This is a genomic window from Rheinheimera sp., assembly GCF_037442525.1.
GTDB lineage: Bacteria > Pseudomonadota > Gammaproteobacteria > Enterobacterales > Alteromonadaceae > Pararheinheimera.
In genome coordinates, this window is sequence record NZ_JBBIQD010000003.1 from 340,589 (window position 1) to 361,961 (window position 21,373).

Genomic DNA, 21,373 nt, shown 5'->3' on the forward strand with positions numbered 1-21,373 from the left:
GGTGTTTGGACAGGATGTGCCAAGCCAGATAGCGGATTTAACCAGATAATCCGGCCTGACCACGGATTTTTGGTTGCATTTGGTTGCATTATTACTCTATCTTGCTGCTGCACCACGTACTTAACCCACTGCTGAACCATGCGCATCAGCAGCTGAGTACTGACACAAATAAAATTAAAACAATGAGATCAGCATGACTAACTCTGTATCACGCGGCAGCTGGGGTTCGCGTATAGGTTTTATTCTGGCCGCAGCCGGCTCCGCCGTCGGCTTAGGCGCCATCTGGAAATTCCCTTACATTGCAGGCGCCAACGGCGGTGGTGTCTTCCTGCTGGTGTATCTGGCCTGTGTATTTTCTGTCGGTGTGGTGATGTTGCTGGCCGAAATGATGATTGGCCGCAGCGCGAAAAAATCGGCCACCTCCGCATACCGTGCCTTGGGGAAAGGGTATTGGCATGTGGCTGGCTGGCTGTCGGTACTTGGGGTGTTCTTATTACTCGGCTTCTACTGTGTGGTGGGTGGCTGGACCATTGCTTACATAGTGCAGGCGGTACAGGGCAATATTCTGACCACAGATGCCACAGAGCTGAATAATATTTTTACCGGCTTTATTGCTGACCCTGGCTCCTCGCTGATTTTTACCGCGATGTTCCTCGGCATTACAGCGCTGGTGGTGATCGCCGGTGTGCAGTCTGGGATTGAACGGATTTGTAAAATTCTGATGCCCGCCCTTTTTGTGCTGATGCTGGTGATGGTGGTACGCAGTCTGACCTTGCCCGGCGCGCTGGAAGGCGTGATGTATTTTATTACGCCGGACTGGAGCAAACTGAGCATCAAGATGGTGCTGGACGCCTTAGGCCTGGCGGTCTTCAGTCTGTCGGTCGGTGCCGGTTTAATGGTGGCTTATGGTTCGTACCTGAGCCCGGAAACCAAAGTGGTCAGTGCCGGTTTATGGATTGCCGGCTTAGCGACCCTGGCCTCTGTTTTGGCTGGCCTGATGATTCTGCCTGCAGTCTTTGCCTTTGACGTAGACCCGGGTGCTGGCCCTGGCCTGACCTTTATTACCATGCCTGCCCTCTTTGCCCAAATGGCCGGTGGTCAGGTGCTGGCGCTGGTGTTTTTCTGCCTGTTGCTGTTTGCCGCTGTCACCTCCTCCATTTCCATTCTGGAACCTGTGGTGGCCTTCCTGATTGACGAATATGGCATGGACCGTAAAGTGGCCACTGTGAGCGTGGCCCTGGTGAACTACCTGTTGTTAGGCATTCCGGCGGCCCTGTCTTTTGGTGGGGGTATGGAAAGCTACACCATATTTGGCAAAACCCCTTTTGACGTGATGGATTTTATGGCGTCCAACGTGCTGATGCCGCTGGGCGGGATGTTTGCCGCTCTCTTTGTTGGCTGGCGTATCTGGCCACAGATTAAAACCATTCTGGCCGGTGAAGTTCCGGCGCTGATACAGAAGATCTATTGGCTGGTGGCCGCTGTGGTGTCTCCGGTGCTGATTGCGATAGTCGCCATTATGATGATTCGGGCCAGCTAAGCGGGTTGGCCCCACAAATAGCGTAGGAATTGAGCAGCCAGAGTCCGCTCCGGCTGTTTTACTTGCCAAAAGACAGCCACAATGCTGATATAACGGCAAATTGCTCGATACGAGACCAGCACATCGCTGGATAAACACAGCAAAGCGGCCGCTGCGGCGGAACCACTTTGGCAAGGGATAGACAATGACGAAAAAAGACTACTTCTGGCCAGTCATAGGTCTGGTCGCGGTAGCATTCTCTGTTCATTTATTAATAGACCAGCTCCGGGACATCTCCTATGAAGATGTGCTCGACAGTCTGAACGCCATCAGCCTGCATGGCTGGCTGATGTCTGCACTGGCCACAGTCGCCGCTTACGTAGCTCTGGCAGGTTATGACCGGCTGGCTTTATCCCATTTGCGCAAAAAAGTGTCCTGGCGCTTTATTTCTGTGGCTTCCTTTGTGGCTTATGCCATAGGCCATAACCTGGGTGCCTCGGTGTTTTCCGGCGCTGTGGTACGGTACCGTGCATACCGGTCACAAGGCCTGACCCCTGCCGAAGTTGGCATTCTGGTGGCATTTTGTTCCTTTACCTTTGTACTGGGCACCATTTTGCTCGGCGGCATGGCACTGCTGATCGAACCCACCCTGCCCTCGCATTTCCATAAAGATCTGCCCCAATGGCTGGCTCAGGCTCTGGGGGCGGCCATGATGTTTGTGGTGGTGTTGTATCTGTATGGCAGCCTGATGAAACGCCGTTCCATTGCTTTGTGGAAAATTCGTCTGGAATACCCGCGTTTTTCATTGATTTGCCGTCAGCTGATTGTGGCGCCTCTGGAGCTGCTGGCTGCCGCCGCCATTATTTATTACGCCCTGCCGGAACAAAGTAACCCTGGTTACTTTATGGTACTGGGGATTTTCCTGGCGTCTTTTTCTGCCGCCTTGCTGTCGCATGCGCCCGGTGGTCTGGGGGTGCTGGAAGTGATGTTCCTGCTGGCGTTGCCGGAAGTGAACCCGGCGGATGTGATCGCAGCCTTATTGGTATTCCGGCTGTTTTACCTGATTATTCCTTTTGCCATTTCGCTGATTTTTGTGGTCTGGTTCGAGCAGGACCAACTGCTGAAAAAGTTTAAGGGCTCGAAGACCGAGTCTTAAACCACATCATCCGGTTCTGCTTTGATTCGTTTTGGGCGTTCCGTCCTGGGCTGGAACGAACTTGGCAGCACTTCAATGCCAATTTTACGGCCGAGTTTAATCAGGATAGGAATAGTGATAGGGGCAAAAGGTAACACCGCAAAAACGCCAAGGCCGGTGGCCCTTAATACGTCCACCAGCTGATGATTGGCAAAACGCAGCTCGGCTTCGGTGGCTTTGCCCTGCAAGGAGCGCTGATAAATCACCAGCATGCGACGGGTCTCATCCGTTTCCTGAGCCAATGCTGTCCTCAGGCGGATCATACTAAAACGAAAACGCGACAGCGTTTTACGTCGTTGTATCCGCAGAACCCGGATCGGCGCTTTATGCAGCCGCGTTAACACATTCATAACCACCTCAGACCCTTCAGCCCTTATTATCGGCCGGAACAGGCGGACAGAACAGCGTTATTTTGTCAGCTCAACTGGTATTGCCGTGCGCTCAAAGCGCACTGACTAAAAAGTTCGGGTTTTTCAGATTTTCCCTGTGGTACGCCGGGTTTTCAATGCCGCTGTAGGTCACTGCTGCCCCGGCAACCTTCGCAATCACATGACCAGCCCCAGTGTCCCATACCATGGTCGGGCCCAACCTTGGGTAGAGATGAGCTGTACCTTCAGCCACCAGGCAGAACTTCAGTGAGCTGCCTACAGCAATCAACTCATGCTGTGGAAAGCGGCTTAAATAAGCGTCAATTTCAGCCGACTGATGGCTACGGCTACCGACCACCTTCACCACTTCCCCGGCCGATGGCGTGACCGCAGTGCGGATGCTTTCGGTCAGGCCATGTTGGCTGCGGCTGGCACCCAAGCCTTCGGCCGCTGTGTAGGTTTTATCCAATACAGGCGCATGAATAACACCCAGCACAGGCTCCCCTTGCTGCACCAAAGCGATATTCACAGTGAACTCGCCATTGCGTTTAATAAACTCTTTGGTGCCGTCCAGCGGGTCCACCAGCCAGTACTCTTGCCAATGCTGACGCTCTGACCAGGGAATATCGGCCGCCTCTTCAGACAACACAGGCACTTGCGGCGTCAGCGCCTGCAATTGAGCCAGGATCAGCTGATGCGCTGCTAAATCGGCTTCCGTCAGCGGTGAATCATCATCCTTCTGCTCGACCTGAAAATCGCGCTGATAGACCTGCAAAATCGCCTGGCCTGCCGCCTCTGCGATCTGTTTCACCTGTTCGACTAATTCCTTGGTTAACGCCAGCATTAACGGATCACTCCCTGTTGTTGCAGCAGCGCTATCAGCGCAGCCACACTTTGTTCAAGCGACAGCGCGGCGGTGTCCAGCACCAGGTCCGGCTGCTCTGGCGCCTCGTAGGGGTCAGAGATGCCGGTAAAATGGCTGATCTCACCCTGACGCGCTTTCTTATACAAACCTTTGACGTCACGCTGCTCACAGACATCCAGCGAAGTCGCCACATAAATTTCCAGAAATTTGCCTTCAGGCAGACTCTGGCGGATTTTATCGCGCTGAGCCCGGTATGGCGAAATAAAGGCACTGAGCACCACCAGGCCAGCGTCCAGCATTAAACCAGCCACAGCACCCACCCGGCGCAGGTTTTCGGTGCGGTCCGCTTCAGAGAAGCCTAAATCGGCACATAAGCCGTGGCGCACATTGTCACCGTCGAGCAAATAGCTGTGAATACCGCGACGTACCAGCTCCTGCTCCAGCGCATTGGCGACGGTGGATTTGCCCGCCCCACTTAAACCAGTAAACCAGAGTACCACGGCCTGATGACCCTTTTGTTGCTCCCGCTCCACCCGGCTCACCTGATAGTGTTGCCAGACCACATTCGACATAAAGGCTCCTTACAGGCTCTGAAAGGGGAAAAACACAGGGATCAAGGTCAGCACAGCGACCGAATAGGCCAACGCCATGGGCAGACCCACCTTCACATACTGGCTGAGCCGGTAGTTGCCGACGGTAAACACCAGCAGGTTGGTCTGGTACCCCCAGGGCGAAATAAAGCTGGCACTGGCGCCAAAGAGCACCGCCATAATAAAAGGCATAGGGTCGATGCCAAAGGCTTTCGCCAGACTAATCGCCAACGGGCAGGCCAATGCCGCCGCCGCATTATTCGACATCAGCTCAGTCAGCAGCAAGGTGAAAAAATACAAAGCGATTAAAGCCCAAATTAAATGATGGCCGGAAAACAGGCTTAGCAGGCTCTGGCCTAACATGGCCGACACCCCGGTATTTTCCATTGCCTGCGACAATACCAGAGCGCCACCAACAATCAGCACTATATCAATAGGAAAACGACGGCGGATCTCCTGCACTGTGACAATGCGGGTGGCCAGCAGCCCAACCAGTAACAGCACCAAGCCCTTCAGCAACGGCAATACGCCTGTCATCGACAAACCAATCACGGCGACAAAAGCGCTTAATACTCCCCAACTGCGGCCTCGCGACAGACGGGTGGCTGAATCCACCCCATTCACTAACAAAAACTCTTTGCTAAGCCGACTGTTCTGCAAAAAGCTGCGCCCAGGCACCAGCAATAAGGTATCACCAGCCTGCAGTTCGACCGTGCCCAGGCCCCCTTGTAAACGTTGCTGGTCACGTTTAATCGCCACCACCACCGCATCAAATTCTTCGCGAAAGCGGCTGTCTTTCAGAGAGACACCGACCAAAGCCGAAGAGGGGCTGACCACGGCTTCCAGCAAGGCCTGCCCATTCATGCTGTGATGGCCGTATAAGGTTAACCCCTGAATTTCCTGTAATAAGGCCACCGACTCCATATCACCAGCAAACAGCAGAATATCACCGGACTGCAGCCGTTCGTCTGGCCCGACAGGCGCCACATTGCCTTGTTCCCGCACTATTTCCGCCAGAAACAGTTTACGTAAATGGCGCAGACCGGCCTCACTGACCGATTTGCCAATCAGGCAGGAATCAGCCGCCAGCCGGGCTTCGAGAAAATAAGGCAGGTCGGCTTCATCGACCGGCTTTTCGGTGACCGGCAGTTTGTCGGCAATCAACCAAATCATCAGCATGCCAGCAATCACGACCCCGGCAGCCACGCCTGTGGTGGTAAAAAACTGCAGCAGTGGTAAACCGGCTTTGTCCAAAAAGCTGTTGACCACCAGGTTGGTCGAAGTGCCAATCAGCGTCAGGGTGCCACCAAAAGTGGCAGCAAAAGCCATAGGCAACATCAGTTTGCTGGGCGCAAACTTCTGGCTGCGTTTAATGGCGCCAATCAGGCTGGCCACCACGGCCGTGTTTGCCGTGAAGGACGACAACACAGAGGTCGACAGCCACAGGCGGCCCAGCACAGTGCGAAAACTGCCTTTAGTCAGTTGTTGGCCCACCCAGCTGATCAGCCGGGTCTTTTCCAGCGCCACCGACACCAGCAGCAACAACACCAGGGTCAGCAAAGACGAATCGGTAAAACTGGCGGCAAACTGCTGCACATTCAGCAAATCGGTCAGATACGCCAGAATGGCAACAGCACCAAACACCCAGGCCGCAGAGAGCCGGGTTAAGGTCAGCAGGCCAACGAGGCCGGCCAGCATGGCAAAGACAGCGTACTGCTCCAGCGTCATCATCAGCCCAGCTTGCTCAGGTCCAGCGCTTGCCAGTGCGGGAAGTGTTTACGAATAAGCGCATTCAGTTCCAGCTCAAACTCAGAAAACTGGGCACGCTGACTGGTGCTCGCCAAAGCCGAGTCGACCAGACCCGCCCCCACTGTGATATTGCTCAGCCGGTCGATAAAAATAAAACCGCCGGTATCCCGGTTTTGGCTGTAGGGGTCAAACACCACGGCTTCGGTCAGCTCCATTTCCACCAGTGCAATGCTGTTCAGCTCCAGCTGGTCCACCGTCTGTTCAGTCAGTGTGTTGACATCAATGCTGTGGGCAATGGCGGTGACCCGGCCACTGACTTTTTTACTGGCCAGTTTGATGTTGTAACTCTTGCCAATAACCAGCGGCTCTTCGTGCATCCAGACCACTTTGGCCAGAATGCGGTTCGATAACTGAGCATGGTGCTGTTTTGGCACCAGCACGTCGCCACGACTGACATCAATTTCATCGGTCAGCGTCAGGGTCACCGCCTGACCGGCAATGGCCTGTGGCAGTTCACCGTCAAAGGTGACAATGCTTTTAATACGTGAGCTTTTGCCCGACGGCAGCGCTGTCACTTCGTCACCGACACTGAATTTGCCCGCACTTAAGGTACCGGCAAAACCACGGAAATCCAGATTAGGCCGACTGACATACTGCACAGGGAAACGGGCTTCTGCCTGCACATTGGCGCCCGTCACAGGGGCCTGCTCCAACAAGCTCAGCAAAGGTTCGCCCTGATACCAGGGGCTGTGTGCTGACTTGTGCACCACGTTGTCGCCGTTCAGCGCAGACAAAGGCACAAACTGAATATCCGGTACATTCAGCTGACCGGCAAAGGCCAGGTAGTCGTCGCGGATTTGCTCAAAGCGGGCCTGGTCAAACCCCAGCAGGTCCATTTTATTCACCGCCACAATAAACTGCTTAATGCCCAAAAGCGCACAGATAAAGCTGTGGCGACGGGTTTGGGTTTGCACGCCATAACGGGCGTCCACCAGAATAATGGCCAGGTCGCAGGTCGAAGCCCCGGTGGCCATATTGCGGGTGTACTGCTCGTGGCCCGGTGTGTCGGCAATAATAAACTTGCGTTTGTCGGTGGAGAAATAGCGGTACGCCACGTCAATGGTAATGCCCTGCTCACGCTCCGCCTGCAAACCATCAACCAGCAGCGCCAGGTCAATGGCTTCGCCTGTGGTGCCATGGGTTTTGCTGTCTTTATGCAAGGCCGCCAGCTGATCTTCATAAATTTGCTGGCTGTCGTGCAACAAGCGGCCTATCAGGGTGCTTTTGCCATCATCCACAGAGCCGCAGGTGAGGAACTTCAGCAAGGATTTGTGCTGCTGGTTCTGCAAATACTGCTCAATGCCAATTTGCGCCAGTTCTTGTGCTACCGACATCAGAAATACCCCTCACGCTTTTTCTTTTCCATCGAGCCACTGGAGTCGTGGTCAATCACCCGGCCTTGTCGTTCACTGGAGGTCGACAACAGCATCTCTTCAATAATTTCCGGCAAGGTACTGGCCGTGCTTTCAATGGCACCGGTCAGCGGGTAACAGCCCAAAGTACGGAAACGCACCAGTTTCTGTTGCACCTGCTCGCCTTCTTTCAGTTTCATCCGGTCGTCGTCCAGCATAATCAGGGTGCCGTCACGCTCCACCACAGGCCGTTGTGCGGCAAAATACAGTGGCACTATATCGATGTTTTCCTGGTAGATGTATTGCCAGATATCCAGCTCAGTCCAGTTCGACAGCGGGAACACCCGGATGCTTTCGCCTTTGTTAATCTGGCCATTGTAGGTATGCCACAGCTCGGGCCGCTGGTTTTTCGGGTCCCAGCGGTGGTGCTGGTCACGGAAGGAATAGACCCGCTCTTTGGCGCGGGATTTTTCTTCATCGCGGCGCGCGCCACCAAAAGCCGCATCGAACTTGTAATGGTCCAGCGCCTGCTTCAGGCCCTGGGTTTTCATCACGTCTGTGTGCTTGGAACTGCCATAGGTAAATGGATTCATATCCATGGCTATGCCTTCCGGGTTGATATGCACCAGCAGGTCAAAGCCATACTTTTTTGCCGCTTCATCACGGAATTTGTACATCTCGCGGAATTTCCAGCGGGTGTCCACATGCAATAACGGGAATGGAATTTTGCCCGGATAAAATGCCTTGCGTGCCAGATGCAGCAACACAGAGGAATCTTTGCCAATGGAATACAACATCACCGGGTTTTCAAACTCGGCGGCCACTTCGCGGAAGATCTGAATGCTCTCAGCTTCCAGTTGTTGCAAATGCGTCAGGGACTGCACAGGCTTTGCCATCCTTACTGCTCCGTTAAAGTTGATTTAGTAGCGCTTGTGGCGCCGCCTGATTGGTGGATGCACCAAACCAGGCTAATTGGGATTGCAGGGCCACCACTTCGCCGATAATCAGCAAGGCCGGTGACTGGACCTGATGCTGCTCAATCAGTTCAGCCAGTTCAGCCAGCTGCCCGGTAAAGACACGCTGCTCCGGCCGGGTGCCGTTTTCAATAATGGCGACCGGGGTTTGTGCCGCCCGGCCCGCCTGCAGCAGTTGCTGCTGTATATGGTCGGCTTTCATCAACCCCATATAAATGGCCAGCGTCTGGTTCGGTTTCGCCAGACTGCTCCAGTCCGGTTCAGTGCCATCTTTACGGCAGTGACCTGTGACAAACTGCACTGTCTGGGCGTAATCGCGGTGCGTCAGCGCAATCCCGGCATAAGCGGCACAACCGGCGGCCGCGGTAATACCCGGCACCACCTGAAAGGCGATCTTATGCGGCAGCAGCACCTCTATTTCTTCGGCACCACGGCCAAAAATAAAAGGGTCGCCGCCTTTCAGCCTGCACACCTTTTTACCGGAAAGCGCCAATGAAACCAATAAGTTGTTGGTATCTTCCTGCGATACCGAGTGAGCGCCGGCTTTTTTGCCGACACAAATCAGCTCGGCGTCGCGCCGGACCAGCTGCAAAATAGGTTCAGACACCAAGTAGTCGTACACCACCACATCGGCCTGTTGCATGCATTGCAACGCTTTCAGCGTTAACAATTCCGGGTCGCCCGGGCCTGCACCCACCAGCCAGACTTCGCCTTGCTCCGGCTGTTCGCTGTGTAACAACTGCTCCAGCTGTTGCTGGGCCTGCTCCAGCCGTCCTGCTTGTACTTCACGCACCACACTGGAATTAAAGACCTTTTCCCAGAACAAACGCCGGGCGGCAAGACCGTCCAGCTTTTGTTTGACCACAGCGCGAAAATTGCCCACCAGCTGGCTTAAAGGCCCCAGATACTGGGGCAACAGGCTCTCCAGCTTTTCACGGATTCGCCGCGCCAGTACAGGTGCCGCTCCTCCGCTGGAAATGGCCACCAGCAAAGGGCTGCGGTCCACTATGGCGGGGAAAATAAAACTGCAAAGGGGTTGATCATCCACTGTATTGACCAGCATTTGCCGTGCTTCAGCCGCCTGAAACACCGCCTGATTGACGGCATCATTATCGGTGGCTGCCACCACCAAAAACTGGCCGTGCAGTTGTTCAGCCGCAAATGGGGCCTGGATCAGCTGCACTTTGCCTTGTTGCTGCCAGTGGAGAAAATCGGCATGGAACTCGGTGGACACCACGGTTAAACGGGCACCGGCCGACAGCAGGGTATTGGCTTTGCGTAATGCAACAAGACCAGCGCCCACCAGTAAGACCGGGCGTTGTTGCAATTGGGCAAAAATAGGCAGGTACTGCATCCAGACTCCACAAAAGCATCAGAGTCAGGTTTGGGCCCTTGTCCTCAACCTGACTGCTGTAGTAGTGCTGTGGATATTAGACGTCTAAACGTCTTTTTTACAAGATTGCTGCGAGCTTTCTTATAACCAAATGGAATGAATGCTTTCAGCCTTCCTAAAAGGTGATTGTATTAAATCTGCTTCGCGGCCAACCAGGCGTCGCGCTTTTTCCGCTGCGCTTTGCTGGCTTTCGGATCTTCCGTTAATACCAGCTGCGGGTCGGCCTGCACTTTCAGTTTCAGCTGCAACTGCTGGTCAAAGCGACGCAGGGTCAGTATCAGTTCATCCCCCACTTTAGCTTTGGCTAACGCGCTGTTCAGGTCACCAGTACTTTGCAGGCGCACATCCCCCAGCTGCAGCAGTAAATCGCCATCCGTCACACCCGCCTGTGCCCAGGGCGACCCATGCAGCGCGACACCCCGCACCCGCAATGCATCCCCATAAGACTCCAGCCCCAGTCGGCCCAGCCAGGCCTGTTCAGGATCAGCCGGAGCCAGCATCAGCCCAAGTCTGGCGAACAGGGCCTGGTAGTCCGGTAAAGCAGAGCCTTCGATGCTGTCGTGAAAAAAGCGCCGGGCGAAGCTGCTGTTGCCGCTGATGTCAGCCAACGCCTGCTCAATATCGGCCAGCTGATAAGGTTTTTCCGCACGGCCAAAGCGCTGCCACATCAGCTGCATGAATGCATCCAGATCCGTGTCGTATTCAGTCCGTAAAATCAGGTCCAGCCCCAAAGCCAGCACTTCACCATAGGTGTAATAAGATAAAAAGGTGTTGCTGTAATTGGTCGGGTCGATCGACACCCCGGCATCGACAAACACCGCCTGCTGGCTCATAGCCGCAGGACCATACCAACGCCGGCCCGGGGCCTGCAACGCAGTGTTCAGAGGCCCCTGCAATTTTTCCAGGTAGTTGTCCAGAGTGAAATGCCCACTGCGTTTTAGCAGTAATTTGCCGTAATAGTTGGTAAAACCTTCGGCAAACCACAAGGCATCACTCATATTGGTCTGGCTGAAATCAAAGGGTTGCAGGTTCTTCGGCCGCAACCGCTCCACATTCCATGCGTGGAAGAACTCATGCGAGATGGTTTCAATCTGGGCGAAATCGGCCTGGGCCAGAGATTTGCTGCTGGTGACGACAGTGGAATTGCGGTGTTCCATCCCATCACCGTCTACCCCAGGCAGGTAATCAGCGATAAAGGTATAACGCTGGTTTTCAAAATCAGGCAACTCACCAAACACAGCCTGCTGCTGTTGCACCACAGCTTTGATTTTTTTCAGCAGCTGAGCCGCAGCCTCTGCAGTTCCCTGATGATGCAACGCCAGTTCAATCCGGTAGTTTTTGCCATTGGATGGCTGGTCAAAACCCAGCAGCTGATGGTCGCTGAGCTCCAGCGGGCTGTCCATAAAGTAGCTCAAATCCGGCGCTGTCAGACTGCCATCCGGTTGTGGCATCAGCTGGCTGGCCACAGACCAGCCTGCAGGCAGAACCTTCAGCCTGACCGTGATCGGCTGGCTTGCCAGAGCCGGTGCGTATAAAAAGCTGGCTGGCATATTCAGGTGCGTATGGCGGCTGTCGATCTGGCTGTAGGTCCCATCGGCTCTGTTGCCAAACAGCAGATAAGTAACGCGCACCACGCCCTGGTGCTGACTGACTCTCCAGCTGGACGGTGTCAATCGCTCAACAGCAAGGGGGTGACCGCTGCCATCCGTCGCGCTCAACGCATAGACGTTTTTGGCAAAGTCATGCCGGGCATAACGGCCTGGCGAGGCAGCAGCCATCCGCAGATCCAGAGGCTCATTCGGGTCCAGCCGGTATTCAGCGCTGACCGCCAGCTGATGCAGCTCACGACCGGATAAGTCGAGCTCATACCATGTTTGAGCAGAAGCCGTAGCACTTAACAACAAAAAGGCACAGAGCTGGGGAGACATCGTCATGGTCATCATTCCATTTTCAGAATAAAAAAGCGGAGCATCAGGCTGAAAACACAACCCCGACCGCAGGTCGGGGCTGGTTGCCTTTATTCAGACTGGCTGACGGCGGCGGTAAAAACTACGTCAGTCGAGCTGTTCAGTGCCGTCTCGGCACTGTCCTGCACCACACCAATAATAAAGCCGATGGCCACCACCTGCATCGCCACATCATTCGGAATACCAAAGAGTGAACAAGCCAGAGGGATCAGCAGCAGCGACCCGCCTGCCACACCTGAGGCGCCACAGGCCGATACAGTGGCCAACACACTCAGCAGCACTGCACTGGCAAAATCGACTTCTATGCCCAGGGTGTGTACAGTCGCCAGCGTCAGTACTGTGATGGTAATGGCTGCACCTGCCATATTGATGGTGGCGCCCAAGGGAACAGACACTGAATACAATTCTTCTTTTAGCCCAAGCTTTTCACAAAGCTGCAAATTCACCGGAATATTGGCCGCTGAGCTGCGGGTGAAAAAAGCCGTCACGCCACTTTCACGCAGACAACGCAACACCAGTGGATAAGGATTGCGGCGAATTTTGAAATACACCAGTGCCGGATTCACGACAAAAGCAATAATGGCCATCGCACTGAGCAACACCACAATCAGCTGACCATAGCTGGCCAAAGCGCTGAAGCCTGTGGTGGCGATGGTGTCGGCCACCAGGCCAAAAATACCCAAAGGCGCCAGCCGGATAATAAACTTCACCAGCGACGACAAACCATGGGATAAATCTGAAAACATCAGTTTGGTGTTTTTGCTGGCATGTTGCAGTGCCAGACCAAGGCCCACGGCCCAGGCCAAAACCCCAATATAGTTGCCAGCAATAAGTGCATTGATTGGATTGTCCACCACCTGCAGCAACAAGGTGGTCAATACCTGACCTATCCCTTCAGGCGCGGCTATGGCTTCAGGGGTGGCTTCCAGTACCAGGCGGCTCGGAAACAGAAAGCTCAGCACCACCGCCACCAGGGCCGCCAGAAAAGTGCCCACCATATACAAGATCAATACAGGCCGTATTGCACTGTTGTCGCTGGCCTGCTTATTGGCAATAGCAGACGCCACCAGCACAAACACCAATAAAGGAGCTATGGCTTTTAAAGCTTTGACAAAGATGGTGCCCAGCAACGCCAGTTGCTGCCCCAGCTCGGGAGAAGCGACCGCGACCAGAATACCCAGCAAAATACCAATTACAATTTGTGGCACCAGGCCAATACGCAGCAGCTTGTGCAGCGGGGAAACGAAAGTCGAACCTGTCATCGGGGATGTCTCTGATTGACGCCGGAGTGCGCGCTCCGGCTTATTGGAATAAGCACCCGATTCTGCCGAAAAAGCCAGCTGACCACAAGTCAGAGCTGGTCTGGCTGTCACAAGGACGCGACAATAGGGCGAACTCCTAAGGCACTATGGGATCCTGCTGCTGCAGCAGATTGGGTCTGGCGTTCTCACTGAGCAGTTGTTGCCAGTAGCAGACAGCTTGTGGAGGGCTGAACAGATAGCCCTGCAATTGCTGGCAACCCAGAGTCTGCAGAAAGCGGCGCTGGACATCCAGCTCCACCCCTTCAGCAACCAGTTTCAGGTTCAGGGTTTTGGCCAGTTGCACTGTGGTATGTAAAATCCTCACTGTACGGCTGTCCTGCGGCACAGCGCGGACAAAACGCCGGTCAATCTTTAAGGTGTCCGCCGCGCAATCCACCAGCTGGCTCAGCGACGAATGGCCAGTACCAAAATCATCAATGGAAATACTGAACCCATATTGGCTCAGCGCTTTGAGGCGTTTATGCAAAGTCGGGTGCTGCACCGCTATATTTGTTTCAGTAATTTCCAGCTGCAGCTGGCTGATCAGCCAGGGATAATCCGCCCCCAGACTCATCAGTTCGGCAAAAAAGCTGTCATCAAGCAGCTCGGGACCGGCCAGATTCACCGCCACAGGGTAAAGCCAGCCTCTTTCCTGCCAATCCTGCAACAGACGCACAGCCTGCTGCAGCACACAGCGGGAGAACTGCACAATAATTCCTTGTTGTTCGGCCAGCGCAATAAACCGGTCTGGCGTCACCATTTCCCCATTGAGGCTCCAGCGGCTTAACGCCTCAAAACTTTGCAGCTCTCCATCGGGGCTGACTTTGGGCTGCAAATGCAATTCGAGCTGTTGCAGGCGCAGTGCGTCCCGCAGCGCATTGCCAAGACGGTAATCCTGCTCCAGCTTTAAGGCCGAACCCGGGTCGTAAAAGCTCAGAGGCTGCGCCGGGTGGCTGTGTTCCAGCGCCAGTTCACAACGTTCCAGCAGCACCAAAGGTTCATCCGTCGTCTGACGGGCAACCGCCAGACCAAACTGGTAATGCATACGAGCCGGCAATCCATCGATACGAATTTCACTCGGCAGGTTGGAACAGAGCATTTGGGCCAGATGCACTGGGTCTGTCGCATTCAGATTGGCCTGTAACCAGATAGCGAACTTCACTCCGCGCACCCGCGCCAGCACGGCGTCGGCAGGCAACACGGTGCGGCTTTTTTCGGCAAAACGCTGCATCAGGCGCGTACCAAAATCGTAGCCGTATTGTTGATTCAGGGTTTTGATATGACACAGCCGCACTATCACCACCAAGGCAAACTGGTTCGACTGCAAGGCACTCAGGCGTTGTGCCCCCAGCTCAAGAAAACCAGCCCGGTTTGGCAAACTGGTCATGCAGTCGTAGTGCTGCCAGACATCCAGCTTTTGCTGATACTGTTCAAATTGTTGTTGCAGCCGTTTCAGCGCCGTGATGTCTTGCAGGTTCAGAATATGATGGCCACTGCGGGTCCGGATCACATGTTTCAGCTGCCTGTGCTGATCAGGATCGGCCTGTAGCTGACATTCGATTTTGTCTTGCGCCCAGTGTGCCGGATCCAGCGGACCGGTCTGAGTCTGCAGCAACTGGTCCAGCCGCAAGGGGCCGGTTTCACACTGCAATAAACGTCGCGCCAGGCCATTGGCTTTGATGACATCCCCATTACTGTGCATCAGCAAAGTCGCAGAGCCATTATTCTCAAACAGCTCTTCATAATAATTGTGACTTTGTTCCAGTTGCAGATTCAGTACACCAAGCCGGCGTGAGGCACGGCGTAAAGTGCCCAAAATACGGGCAAAAGCCAAAGGTATACAAAAATTAAAAAACAGAAACAGCAGGCCATGCAGATAGAGCGTGGTGTCTGGCAGGGTAATGGACCAAGGGAGCAAATGCAGTGGCTGCTCCAGCCAGATCAGGTAACCAAAGGGAATGCAGTTCAGCAGCATAAAAAACACCGCAGTCCTACTCCCAAAAAACATCAGGCTAATCATCGGCAAAGTGTATACGAAGACCACACCGAGCTTTGCCAGACTAAAATCGTCAATAAACAAGGATATACAGAAGCCTGCCCCCACCACTACGCCCAACAGGGCAACAGCGCCAACTTTGGTATGGTGGCGGGAAAGGTATAAGGCAGCCAGCAACGAAACATAAAAACTGCAGGTAATCGCTATCACATGGTAAGACCTCTGCTGCCAGGCTTGCCATGAACTGTGCAGGACAATCCCCAGCACCAGCGCTAAACCAGACAGCAGAATAATGCGCAATACACTCTGTTGCAAAAGTGCCGTCTCAGCAGAACCCAGATCGTGCTTAGTCAGTCGTAAAAATTGTCGAAACCACTGCATGACAGATATCCCTGCTTACTGCCCGAGGCGCGTACCTTAACAGAGCCATTATCATTTTGTCTAAAAAATAACAACTAAGGTGAAAAATCAGGAAAATTTGTTGTAAAAAGATGCAAAAAAATGTAACTAAACAACGAGATTCAGTTTATTTTTCAGGCAACACCTCTATGTCACTGCGATTTTTTATTCTTGTTACCCTGGTTTTGCTGTCGGGCTGTCAGACAAAAAGCCCACCAGCCAACATGGTTGTTTCGATGCCTGCAATGGATCAGAATTTGATTCCCTTTCAGGAATATTTGCCGTCACTGGATAGCTGGTTTGATCTCAGTACAGAACAGCAGCAGCATTTTCTGAGTTTTTTTCATAACCCTGACTTTGCTCATCACAGCCCGGCACAGCGCTTGTCTCTGTATCTGCACAACAAGCTGGTAACTTTTCATTATTTGGGCGAAAACCTGTCCGCCAGCGAGGCTTTACGGGAAAACAAAGGCAATTGCCTGACTCTGGCCGTGGTGACCACAGCCTTAGCCCGGCTGGTTAATATTGACCTGGGTTATCAGCTGATGTCTTCACAACCTGTGATCAATGTAAAAAATGGCGTCTGGCTCAGCTCGGACCATGTCCGTACCTTATTGTACAAACCGGCGGAACCAGGCGCGCCTTTGCTGGAGCGTGGCGCCATAGTGGTGGATTACTTTCCCGACGCTCAGGATATCAGTGGTCCGACGCTGCCAGAAACGCGTTTTCACGCCATGATCTTCAACAATCTGGCAGCCGATGCCTTTATCGCCAGACAAAACCCAAAAGCTTATGCGCTGGCCATAGCCGCATTGCAGCAGGATCCAGGTTATGTACCTGCGGTTAATCTGCTGGCACTGGCGCTAAAACGGGCTGGCGCATTGGACCAGGCGCAGAGTTGGTTTCACTACGGCACCCACCTGGCTGACCCCAATCTGAGCCTGTTGGCCAATTACCGCGATTTCATGAAAACACGAGGCGATTTGCAGGCCGCTCTGCACATAGAGCAGCAAATAGAGTCGGCACATTTCGGTAATCCTTTTGCCGATTTGGTGCTGGCACTGGAAGCTTACCATCACCGGAATTATCAGAAGGCACAAAGGTACTATCAACGTGTACTGAGGCAGGCACCTCATTTGCAGAAAGCCTATCTGGCGTTACTGGACCTTTACCTGCAAGAAGGCCAATACCAACAAGCCAGGCAGGTCGCCGAAACAGCGATACAGTACGCCTATGAACCTGGACTGCAGAGTTTCTATCAGGCCAAACTGGCAGCGCTGAGCCAACAGCCAGAGTGAAGGCGCTGGCTAAATGCCGTCGCCGTCCAGATGCAGGCCGCATTCACGGCCAAAGCCATTAAAGCGGGTGTCTTCTTCGTTCATGCCCAATTCCAGCTTGCGGGTGGAATGCACATCGCCGACCGACACATAACCCTGCTCCCATAATGGGTGATAGGGTAAGTCGAACTCTTTCAGGTAATAGAAAATGTCTTTATTGGACCAGTCCAGAATCGGCTGCACTTTCACCACACCCCGGCTGATTTCCACAAAGCTTTTGTCGGCCCGGCTTTTCGACTGGCTGCGGCGCAGGCCGGTAAACCAGGTGCCCACCTGAAGCTCCTTCAGTGCCCGTTGCATCGGCTCTACTTTGTTCATCTGGTTGTATTGCCTGATGCCGCTTTCGGTCTGCCACAGCTGACCAAAACGCGCTTCCTGCCAGGCCGGGCTCAGTGCAGAGCGGTATACCTTCAGGTTCAGATCCAGCCGTTTTTGCAGCTCGTCGACAAACTGATAGGTCTCTGGGAATAAATAACCGGTATCGGTCAGCACCACCGGGATATCCGGCTTGTGCCGGGTGACCAGATGCAGCATCACCGCGGCCTGAATACCAAAGCTGGAACTGAGCATTGGCTGCTGCGGCAAATTAGCCAGCGCCCATTGCACCCGTTCGGACGGATGCATAGGAGCCAGCAGCGCATTGACTTCATCCAGCCATTGCTGCTGTGTCGTCTGGTCTTGCTGGACTATGGCGTTCACACTGCTCATGCTTTACTCCCGCCCTCAGGCATGGAAATCGGTTTTTGACACTTTGACTTCCGCAACTACACCGGCACGGATCACAAAATCACCAAAGCCTTCACCAGCCGTGCGCTCTGCGACCCAGCGGCCAATCAGCTCGTCCAGCGCCTGCAGAATTTGCGCTTCGCCAACGTTGTCCAGGTACAGCTTCGGTATACGGGTGCCCTCACGGTTACCGCCCAGGTACAGGTTGTATTTACCCGGACCACGACCAACCAGACCGGCCTCGGCCAGCATGGCGCGGCCACAACCATTCGGGCAGCCCACCACCCGTAAAATCAGGTGGTCGTCAGGAATACCGTGACGGACCAGCATGGACTCGACATAAGTGACCAGTGTTGGCAGGTAACGTTCTGCTTCGGCCATGGCCAGTGGGCAGGTTGGCATCGACACACAAGCCATCGAGTTTTTCCGCTGTTGTGTGACGCTGTCATTGATCAACCCATGGTCACGGGCCAGTTGCTCAATCTGTGCTTTATGTTCAGGCGCAACGCCAGCAATAATCAGGTTCTGATTGGCGGTAATACGGAAATCACCCAAATGGATGCGGGCAATTTCGGCGACACCGGTTTTCAGCGCTTTGCCCGGATAATCCAGCAGGCGGCCATTTTCAATAAAGACAGTTAAGTGCCATTTACCGTCAATGCCTTCGACCCAGCCGAAGCGGTCACCACGGCCGGTGAATTCGTAAGGGCGGCTTGGCTGAAACTTCACACCAACCCGTTTTTCCACTTCGGCTTTGAAGTTGTCCACGCCAATACGATCAATGGTGTATTTGGTTTTGGCGTTTTTGCGGTTAACCCTGTCGCCATAATCACGCTGCACAGTCACCACATGCTCAGCCACAGCCAGCACATGCTCCAGGCCGATAAAGCCAAAGTCTTCGGCTTTACGCGGGTAAGTGCTTTTATCGCCGTGGGTCATCGCCAGACCGCCACCAACCAGCACGTTAAAACCAATCAGCTGACCCTGCTCAGCAATGGCGACAAAACTCAGGTCGTTAGCGTGCACGTCCACATCATTTTGCGGTGGGATCACCACTGTGGTTTTAAACTTACGCGGCAGGTAAGTTTCGCCCAGCACAGGTTCCACTTCGGTGGTTTCAACCTTTTCTTCATCCAGCCAAATCTCGGCATAAGCACGGGTTTTTGGCAATAAATGCTCAGAAATTTTTGCCGCCCATTGATAGGCCTGCTGATGCAACTCTGACTCTACCGGGTTCGAGGTGCACAGCACGTTACGGTTGACGTCACCGGCGGTGGCAATCGAATCCATGCCTATTTTGTGCAGCATCTGGTGCATGCTTTTGATTTTCGGCTTCAGCACGCCGTGGAACTGAAAGGTCTGACGGGTGGTTAAACGAATGCTGCCGTACAGGGTGTTGGCACCGGCAAATTCATCAATGGCCAGCCACTGCGCTGTAGTGATAATGCCACCCGGCAAACGGGCCCTTAACATCACGTTATGCAGCGGTTCCAGCTTTTGTTCGGCACGTTCAGCCCGGATATCACGGTCGTCCTGCTGGTACATGCCGTGAAAACGGATCAGCATAAAATTGTCACCGTTAAAACCACCGGTGATTTCGTCTTTCAGATCTTTGGTGATAGTGCCGCGCAGCAGCTGGCTGTCTTTTTTCAGCCGCTCGTTGTCCGACAACTGGCCCTGAACCTGAAATTCCGGATTGATTGGGTGAGTCATTAGTACACGTCCTTCTGATAACGTCTGGCCTGACGTAAATCATCAAAATAAGTTTCTGCCTGTTCAGCGTCTAAACCGCCATACTGCTGTGCGATTTGCAATAATGCCTGATGCACATCTTTTGCCATCCGGGCGCCGTCACCACAGATATACAGATAAGCACCCTGTTGCAGATAAGCCCAGACATCCGCGCCTTTTTGCAGCAATTTATGCTGCACATAAATTTTTTCTGCCTGGTCGCGGCTGAAGGCCACATCCAGCCGGTTCAGCACACCACGCTTTAAATAGTCCTGCAGTTCGACCTGGTAGAGGAAATCCTGAGTAAAACTCGGGTTGCCGAAGAACAACCAGTTCTGCCCTGTGGCACCGGCCTGATCCCGCTCTTGCAGGAAAGCACGGAACGGCGCCACGCCTGTACCTGGGCCAATCATCAGCACAGGTGCCTCATGGTCCGGTAAGCGGAAGTTGTCGTTGTGTTCGACAAAGACCCGCACTTCTGCGCCTTCGTCCAGCCGGTGCGCCAGAAATCCTGAAGCGCCGCCTAAATGGGGCTGGCCGAACGCGTCGTAACTGACCACACCGACGGTTAAGTGCACTTCTTCACCTACTTCCGCCTGTGAGCTGGCGATGGAATACAAACGCGGCTGCTGTTTACGCAGCGCATCCACCAGCGTTTGGGCCTCAATGGCTGCCGGGTACTGCAAAATCACATCCGCCGTCTGGTGTTGCTCTAAAAAAGCCCGCAGTTTGGTTTTATCGGCCACCAGCTCCAGCAACTGCGTCTGCTGTGTCGCCTGGGCGTACTTCTCAACAAAAGATGGGTAAGACTGCGTCAGCTCGAGCTGGCTGATTAACGCTTCACGCAAACTGAGTTCAGTGGCGGCCACCTTAACCAGGGTATCGGCCGCACAGCCAGTCCGCTCCAGGATCGAATCGACCAGTTGTTCGTCATTGGTAAAGTACACCCCTAAGGCATCGCCTGGCTGATACGTCAGGCCGGAACCGGCCAGTGAGATTTCGATATGCCGCACATCTTTGACCGAGTCGCGACCGGTAATTTTCTGGCCAACCAGCAACTCTGCCGCAAAAGGCTTTTCTTTGGTGTAGAGACTGTCGTGGGACGATGTTTGGCCTGGCCAGGCAATCACCTGCGCAGAACCGGCACCGGCCTGCTTTAATTCGGGTGCAAAAGCCTGGACTGCAGCCTCAGTCCAGCTGGCGGCTGCAGCGGCGTAATCCACATCCAGCAGTGCAACCGGATGCAGGCGGGTCGCGCCCAAGGCTTGCAGCTGCTCATCAAAGTCTGTGGCTGTTTTGCAGAAAAACTCATAGCTGGTATCACCCAAGCCTAAAACAGCAAATTTCAGCTCCTTCAGCTTGGGTGCTTTTTTGCTGAACAAAAACTTATGAAAAGCCACAGCGCTTTCTGGCGGTTCACCTTCGCCGTAGGTGGAGGTCACAATCAGCAGGTACTTCTCTTTCGCCAGCTGATTGGTTTTATAACTGGCAATATCCTGCAGCTGCACCGCCAGGCCCTGTTGCTCAGCTGCGGCTTTAATTTTGTTCGCCACGCCTTTGGCATTGCCGGTTTGCGACGCAAACAAAATAGTCAGGCTTGCCGACTCCGCGGCCTGAACCGCAGCACCAGCCGCCAGACTTTGCCCGGCAAATTGAGCAGAAGCGGCCAAATAGCCACTGACCCACGCCTGTTGGATTGGGTTAAGCTGGCTGACCAGTAGTTGCAGATCTTTGATTTGCTGCGCCGACAGCGGGCTGGCCTGAGCCGCCAAAGATGCCAAAAGCATGAGTTCACCTGTAATACCAAAACTCCGCGCATTTTAGCCATCTATACGGATGCTGCAGAAATAA

16 protein-coding genes are annotated in these 21,373 nt (G+C 54.0%); 3 read left to right on the forward strand and 13 right to left on the reverse strand.

Annotated elements, in window-relative coordinates; translation table 11 throughout:
• The first annotated feature begins 193 nt into the window (after positions 1–193).
• On the forward strand, positions 194–1,540 hold the full coding sequence (locus WKJ03_RS07920) for a sodium-dependent transporter (protein WP_337841640.1): 1,347 nt from the start codon (positions 194–196) through the stop codon (positions 1,538–1,540).
• Positions 1,541–1,724: 184 nt separating this feature from the next.
• Complete coding sequence (locus WKJ03_RS07925) at positions 1,725–2,675, forward strand: lysylphosphatidylglycerol synthase domain-containing protein (protein ID WP_337841641.1); 951 nt, start codon at positions 1,725–1,727, stop codon at positions 2,673–2,675.
• On the opposite strand, the gene WKJ03_RS07930 is transcribed toward WKJ03_RS07925, so the two are convergent.
• From WKJ03_RS07930 to WKJ03_RS07975, 10 genes are all read right to left on the reverse strand, one after another.
• Positions 2,672–3,064 (reverse strand): hypothetical protein, encoded by a 393-nt coding sequence (locus WKJ03_RS07930; protein WP_337841642.1) that lies wholly within the window; start codon positions 3,062–3,064, stop codon positions 2,672–2,674. The two genes, WKJ03_RS07925 and WKJ03_RS07930, sit on opposite strands and share 4 nt — an antisense overlap.
• A 91-nt stretch (positions 3,065–3,155) precedes the next feature.
• Entirely contained in the window at positions 3,156–3,926 is a 771-nt protein-coding gene (cysQ, locus tag WKJ03_RS07935; RefSeq protein ID WP_337841643.1) for a 3'(2'),5'-bisphosphate nucleotidase CysQ, read from the reverse strand.
• The gene (gene cysC / locus WKJ03_RS07940) at positions 3,926–4,519 is read right to left on the reverse strand and encodes an adenylyl-sulfate kinase (protein ID WP_337841644.1); all 594 of its coding nucleotides are present in this window, start codon (positions 4,517–4,519) and stop codon (positions 3,926–3,928) included. The genes cysQ and cysC overlap by 1 nt, the downstream gene beginning before the upstream one ends.
• 9 nt (positions 4,520–4,528) lie before the next feature.
• The gene (locus WKJ03_RS07945) at positions 4,529–6,268 is read right to left on the reverse strand and encodes an SLC13 family permease (protein WP_337841645.1); all 1,740 of its coding nucleotides are present in this window, start codon (positions 6,266–6,268) and stop codon (positions 4,529–4,531) included.
• On the reverse strand, positions 6,268–7,680 hold the full coding sequence (gene cysN / locus WKJ03_RS07950) for a sulfate adenylyltransferase subunit CysN (RefSeq protein WP_337841646.1): 1,413 nt from the start codon (positions 7,678–7,680) through the stop codon (positions 6,268–6,270). Before cysN ends, WKJ03_RS07945 begins: the two co-directional genes overlap by 1 nt.
• Positions 7,680–8,594 carry a sulfate adenylyltransferase subunit CysD gene (gene cysD, locus WKJ03_RS07955; RefSeq protein ID WP_337841647.1) on the reverse strand — a complete coding sequence of 305 codons (915 nt, stop codon included), beginning with the start codon at positions 8,592–8,594 and terminating at the stop codon, positions 7,680–7,682. The genes cysN and cysD overlap by 1 nt, the downstream gene beginning before the upstream one ends.
• A 13-nt stretch (positions 8,595–8,607) precedes the next feature.
• On the reverse strand, positions 8,608–10,026 hold the full coding sequence (cysG, locus tag WKJ03_RS07960; RefSeq protein WP_337841648.1) for a siroheme synthase CysG: 1,419 nt from the start codon (positions 10,024–10,026) through the stop codon (positions 8,608–8,610).
• 170 nt (positions 10,027–10,196) lie between these two features.
• A complete protein-coding gene (locus WKJ03_RS07965; protein WP_337841649.1) occupies positions 10,197–11,999 on the reverse strand; it encodes a PDZ domain-containing protein in 1,803 nt (600 codons plus the stop codon).
• Positions 12,000–12,082: 83 nt separating this feature from the next.
• Positions 12,083–13,294 carry a serine/threonine transporter SstT gene (sstT, locus tag WKJ03_RS07970; protein WP_337841650.1) on the reverse strand — a complete coding sequence of 404 codons (1,212 nt, stop codon included), beginning with the start codon at positions 13,292–13,294 and terminating at the stop codon, positions 12,083–12,085.
• 136 nt (positions 13,295–13,430) lie between these two features.
• Positions 13,431–15,710 (reverse strand): bifunctional diguanylate cyclase/phosphodiesterase, encoded by a 2,280-nt coding sequence (locus WKJ03_RS07975; protein ID WP_337841651.1) that lies wholly within the window; start codon positions 15,708–15,710, stop codon positions 13,431–13,433.
• Between the two features lie 263 nt (positions 15,711–15,973).
• On the opposite strand from WKJ03_RS07975, the gene WKJ03_RS07980 reads away from it, so the two are divergent.
• Positions 15,974–17,026: a tetratricopeptide repeat protein gene (locus WKJ03_RS07980; RefSeq protein ID WP_337841652.1), complete on the forward strand. Its 1,053-nt coding sequence runs from the start codon at positions 15,974–15,976 to the stop codon at positions 17,024–17,026.
• Positions 17,027–17,035: 9 nt separating this feature from the next.
• Here WKJ03_RS07980 and WKJ03_RS07985 read toward each other — a convergent pair whose 3' ends face one another.
• Genes WKJ03_RS07985 through WKJ03_RS07995 form a run of 3 tightly spaced genes read right to left on the reverse strand, consistent with a single transcriptional unit; the run spans position 17,036 to position 21,309 of the window.
• Positions 17,036–17,773: a phosphoadenylyl-sulfate reductase gene (locus WKJ03_RS07985; protein ID WP_337841653.1), complete on the reverse strand. Its 738-nt coding sequence runs from the start codon at positions 17,771–17,773 to the stop codon at positions 17,036–17,038.
• 15 nt (positions 17,774–17,788) lie between these two features.
• Entirely contained in the window at positions 17,789–19,504 is a 1,716-nt protein-coding gene (gene cysI, locus WKJ03_RS07990; protein ID WP_337841654.1) for an assimilatory sulfite reductase (NADPH) hemoprotein subunit, read from the reverse strand.
• Positions 19,504–21,309: an assimilatory sulfite reductase (NADPH) flavoprotein subunit gene (locus tag WKJ03_RS07995; protein WP_337841655.1), complete on the reverse strand. Its 1,806-nt coding sequence runs from the start codon at positions 21,307–21,309 to the stop codon at positions 19,504–19,506. Before WKJ03_RS07995 ends, cysI begins: the two co-directional genes overlap by 1 nt.
• Between the last annotated feature and the right edge of the window lie 64 nt (positions 21,310–21,373).

What these genes read in the sequence shown, in the direction of transcription:
- WKJ03_RS07920 (WP_337841640.1), top strand. Translation starts at nt 194, where the DNA reads ATGACTAACTCTGTATCACGCGGCAGCTGGGGTTCGCGTATAGGTTTT.
- WKJ03_RS07925 (WP_337841641.1), top strand. Translation starts at nt 1,725, where the DNA reads ATGACGAAAAAAGACTACTTCTGGCCAGTCATAGGTCTGGTCGCGGTA.
- WKJ03_RS07930 (WP_337841642.1), bottom strand. Translation starts at nt 3,064, where the DNA reads ATGAATGTGTTAACGCGGCTGCATAAAGCGCCGATCCGGGTTCTGCGG.
- cysQ (WP_337841643.1), bottom strand. Translation starts at nt 3,926, where the DNA reads ATGCTGGCGTTAACCAAGGAATTAGTCGAACAGGTGAAACAGATCGCA.
- cysC (WP_337841644.1), bottom strand. Translation starts at nt 4,519, where the DNA reads ATGTCGAATGTGGTCTGGCAACACTATCAGGTGAGCCGGGTGGAGCGG.
- WKJ03_RS07945 (WP_337841645.1), bottom strand. Translation starts at nt 6,268, where the DNA reads ATGATGACGCTGGAGCAGTACGCTGTCTTTGCCATGCTGGCCGGCCTC.
- cysN (WP_337841646.1), bottom strand. Translation starts at nt 7,680, where the DNA reads ATGTCGGTAGCACAAGAACTGGCGCAAATTGGCATTGAGCAGTATTTG.
- cysD (WP_337841647.1), bottom strand. Translation starts at nt 8,594, where the DNA reads ATGGCAAAGCCTGTGCAGTCCCTGACGCATTTGCAACAACTGGAAGCT.
- cysG (WP_337841648.1), bottom strand. Translation starts at nt 10,026, where the DNA reads ATGCAGTACCTGCCTATTTTTGCCCAATTGCAACAACGCCCGGTCTTA.
- WKJ03_RS07965 (WP_337841649.1), bottom strand. Translation starts at nt 11,999, where the DNA reads ATGACGATGTCTCCCCAGCTCTGTGCCTTTTTGTTGTTAAGTGCTACG.
- sstT (WP_337841650.1), bottom strand. Translation starts at nt 13,294, where the DNA reads ATGACAGGTTCGACTTTCGTTTCCCCGCTGCACAAGCTGCTGCGTATT.
- WKJ03_RS07975 (WP_337841651.1), bottom strand. Translation starts at nt 15,710, where the DNA reads ATGCAGTGGTTTCGACAATTTTTACGACTGACTAAGCACGATCTGGGT.
- WKJ03_RS07980 (WP_337841652.1), top strand. Translation starts at nt 15,974, where the DNA reads ATGGATCAGAATTTGATTCCCTTTCAGGAATATTTGCCGTCACTGGAT.
- WKJ03_RS07985 (WP_337841653.1), bottom strand. Translation starts at nt 17,773, where the DNA reads ATGAGCAGTGTGAACGCCATAGTCCAGCAAGACCAGACGACACAGCAG.
- cysI (WP_337841654.1), bottom strand. Translation starts at nt 19,504, where the DNA reads ATGACTCACCCAATCAATCCGGAATTTCAGGTTCAGGGCCAGTTGTCG.
- WKJ03_RS07995 (WP_337841655.1), bottom strand. Translation starts at nt 21,309, where the DNA reads ATGCTTTTGGCATCTTTGGCGGCTCAGGCCAGCCCGCTGTCGGCGCAG.